4 protein-coding genes are annotated in these 3,184 nt (G+C 74.0%); 2 read left to right on the top strand and 2 right to left on the bottom strand.

Features of this window, described 5'->3' with window-relative positions; all coding sequences use genetic code 11:
• Positions 1-102 precede the first annotated feature (102 nt).
• Positions 103-354, bottom strand: a complete 252-nt coding sequence (locus ETD85_RS61100; RefSeq protein ID WP_138698907.1) for an SCO4226 family nickel-binding protein — start codon at positions 352-354, stop codon at positions 103-105.
• A gap of 263 nt (positions 355-617) precedes the next feature.
• Between ETD85_RS61100 and ETD85_RS61095 the strand changes: the two genes are divergently transcribed.
• Positions 618-1,262 (top strand): LuxR C-terminal-related transcriptional regulator, encoded by a 645-nt coding sequence (locus tag ETD85_RS61095; RefSeq protein ID WP_170247486.1) that lies wholly within the window; start codon positions 618-620, stop codon positions 1,260-1,262.
• Positions 1,259-2,422, top strand: a complete 1,164-nt coding sequence (locus ETD85_RS61090) for a sensor histidine kinase (RefSeq protein WP_138698905.1) — start codon at positions 1,259-1,261, stop codon at positions 2,420-2,422. Before ETD85_RS61095 ends, ETD85_RS61090 begins: the two co-directional genes overlap by 4 nt.
• 95 nt (positions 2,423-2,517) lie before the next feature.
• On the opposite strand, the gene ETD85_RS61085 is transcribed toward ETD85_RS61090, so the two are convergent.
• The coding region (locus ETD85_RS61085; protein ID WP_170247485.1) for an acetate--CoA ligase family protein at positions 2,518-3,184 on the bottom strand (667 nt) is incomplete at its 5' end.

Raw genomic sequence — 3,184 nt, 5'->3', positions numbered from 1 at the left:
GGGCTGGGGCTCAGGTCCAGTGGCCGCGTGGCGGGCCTACGCATGGGCTCGGGGCGGGCGGCCGCCGGGTGGGACCGGCGGCCGTCCGGTGCCGCGGGCGCGCTACTCCACCTCGATCGGCAGCTCGTAGATCTCCGTGGTCGGGTGCCCGGCCTTCTCGTGCACGCGCAGCACGGCCTCCTTGGACGGCCCGGAGGACAGGCAGAACACCTTGCCCGAATCCGGGTCGAGCCAGGCGCGCTCGAAGTGCACGCCCTCAGCCTCCTCGACCGCCAGGTCGCGCTCGTGCGCCTCCCGCAGCTGCTCCTCCGTCACGCCCACGAAGCCGCTGTGCACGTCCATGAACTTCGCCATCGCGAACCCCTCTTTCCCTTTTCAAGGGATGGCGTTCCATCGCGTTCCATCTCAGGCCACCTCGCGGCCATCTCTGGGGCCATCTCTGGGGCCATCTCTGTGCCATCGTCGGCCGATTCGCGCCGCCTGGCCATAGCCGACAATCCCCAAGTAATGATCTTTCCCCGCCCTTGTAGTACTTTTAGATGACTTGTCGGCCCTGCATGCCCATGCTCACCCTTACCGGCATGCCGCCACGTTCAAAGCCCGCTGGGGAACATGACGTGATTCGCATCGCGGTGATCGACGACCACGAGCTCATCCGCCATGGCCTGGAGTACCTGCTCCACCGCTTCGACGACCTCAAAGTGGTCCTGCAAGGCGCGGCGATCGGGGATCTGCGCGCCGCCGAGCTGGATCACGACGTCCTCATCCTCGACCTCTACCTGGCCACCGACCGCCCCTGCGTGGCGGAGATCAGGGAGCTGTCGGCGATCACCAGGGTCCTGGTCGTCTCGGCCTCGGGCCGGCCCGCCGACGTGCTGGCCGCCGTCCGGTCCGGCGCCAACGGGTACGTCACCAAGGAGGCCCCCGCCGAGCAGATCGTGGATGCCGTGCGCACCGTGGCGGCCGGCGGGTTCTACCTCTCGGCGGGACTGGCCGACATCCTGCAGAACCAGCTCTCCGCCCCCGCCCGCGAGGAGGAGGGCGACGCCGGAGCCCGGCCGAGGCTGTCGGCCCGCGAGGAGGAGACGCTCTCGTTCATCGCCCAAGGCTTCACCCACGCGCAGATCGCCCGCCGGATGGAGATCAGCAAGGCCACCGTCGACACCTACGTCGAGCGGATCAGGACCAAGCTCCAGGTCGGCAACAAGGCCCAGCTCACCCGCGCGGCCCTGGACCGCCTCGAACGCCGCCGAGAGGCATGACCGCGCCGTCCGCGGTCGCCAGGATCGAGCGGACCAGGGCGTTCACGATGATCGCCGTGCGGCTGGGCGCGCTGGTCCTGTGCGGGTCGCTCGAAGTGACCGGCGGCGCGCGCTGGACGACGATCTGGCCGCTGTCCGGCCTGCTGGCAGCGCTCCTGGCGAGCAGCCTGACGATCTGCGTGCTGTGCGGGGTGCGCGGTGCGCTCCCGTCCCGCGGCTTGCTGGCCGCCGACCTGGTGATCGTCGTGGTGGCCTGCCCGGCGATCCCGTGGTACGCCCGCGAGGCCGGCGCCGGCGACTGGCCGGGGGTCGTGCTGCCGTACGCGCTGCTCATGGCGGTCACGGCCGGTCTGTCCTTCCGTACGTATCCGGCGGTGGGCGCGTGGGCCGCCGCGCTCGGCGGCGCGTACGTCTGCGGGCACGTCATCGCCGCGCTGGAGCCCTGGTGGGCGGCCCTGCCGCACGTGGCGGGCCTGCTGGCCAACGCGGGCGTGGCCGGGTACGTCGCCCGCCTCCTGATGGCCGGTGCCAGGGAGCTGGACCTGATGCGGGCCGAGGAGGTGCGGCGCTCCGCGCGGCGCTCGGAGGAGCGCGAACGCGCGAGGACCGCCCGCGTCCTGCACGACCGGATCCTGCAGACGCTGGAGGCGCTGGTCAGGGATGGCTGGATCGCCGACGACGGGGTGCGGGCGCGGGTGGCGGGGGAGTCGCGGTGGCTGCGCGACTACCTGCGCGGCGACGACGCCCCGGACGGCGACGTGGTGGCCGCCCTGGAGGCGGTCGTACGGGAGGCGGTGGGGCGCGGGCTGCACGTGGAGTTCAACGCCGGCCGGTTAAGGGCCTCGCCCGACCGGGACCGGGTCCCGCCCGAGACCGTGGACGCGCTGGCCGGCGCGCTGCGCGAGGCGCTGACGAACGTGGCCAAGCACGCCCGCGTCCAGCACGCCGTGGTGTGGGCGGACAGCCGCGCGGGCGTGCTCTCGCTGAGCGTGCTCGACCACGGCGCCGGGTTCGACGCGGAGCGGCCGCCGCCGGGGCTGGGGATCGCGCGCTCGATCGTGGACCGGGTGACCGCGGCCGGCGGCGCCGCGAGCATCGAGACCGCGCCGGGCGAGGGCACCCACGTGTCCGTCCGGATCCCGCTCCCGCCCGGCGCGTGACGGGCGGGAGCGCCGTGGAGCCCCGGCCGGCCGAGGCCGGCGCAAGGGGCCCCTGGGCCGGCCGAGGCCGGCGCAAGACCGCAGGGGGTACGGGGTCAGCCGGGCGTACGCCAGGTCACCAGCGCGTCCAGGGCCTCGACGCGGGAGCCGGTGACCAGGAGCGGGTTGATCTCCAGGGACTCCAGCTCGTCGCCCAGGGTCTCCGCGAAGGCGGCGATCCTGGCCACGACCTCGGCCACCGCGTCCAGGTCGGCCGGCTCGCCGCCCCTGGCCCCTTGCAGGAGCGCCGTGCCCCGCAGCTCGGAGAGCGCCAGCCGTACCTCGGCGGTGTCCACGGGCAGGACGCGCAGCGCGGTGTCGCGCAGCACCTCCACCCAGATCCCGCCGAGCCCGACGGCCAGCGTGAGCCCCCAGGCGGGGTCCCGTACAAGACCCACCAGCAACTCGACGCCGCCGCTGCGCTGCGGCTGCACGAGCACCCCGGCCAGTGCGGGCCCGGTGCCGCCGGCCGCGGTCGCCGCCGGCGGGACCGCGGCGATCAGGGCGCGGAACGCCTCCCGCACCTCCTCCGGCCCCGACAACCCGAGCCGGACGCCCCCGATGTCGCTCTTGTGCCCCAGCCCTTCCGCCGCGATCTTGAGCACCACGGGATAGCCGAAGCCCTCGGCCGCCGCGACCGCCTCGGACTCCTCGCTCACCAGGGTGGAGGGCACCACCGGCAGCCCGGCGGCGGCGAGCAGGGCGGAGGCGCGGTGCTCGGCC

Source organism: Nonomuraea zeae, assembly GCF_005889725.1.
In the GTDB taxonomy this organism is placed as follows: Bacteria; Actinomycetota; Actinomycetes; order Streptosporangiales; family Streptosporangiaceae; genus Nonomuraea; species Nonomuraea zeae.
Note: the sequence above shows the minus strand (reverse complement) of the source record. Positions and strands in the feature narration are given on the sequence as shown.

Bases quoted from the DNA above. Each gene is read 5' to 3' on its own strand.
- ETD85_RS61100 (WP_138698907.1), bottom strand. From the start codon at position 354: ATGGCGAAGTTCATGGACGTGCACAGCGGCTTCGTGGGCGTGACGGAG.
- ETD85_RS61090 (WP_138698905.1), top strand. From the start codon at position 1,259: ATGACCGCGCCGTCCGCGGTCGCCAGGATCGAGCGGACCAGGGCGTTC.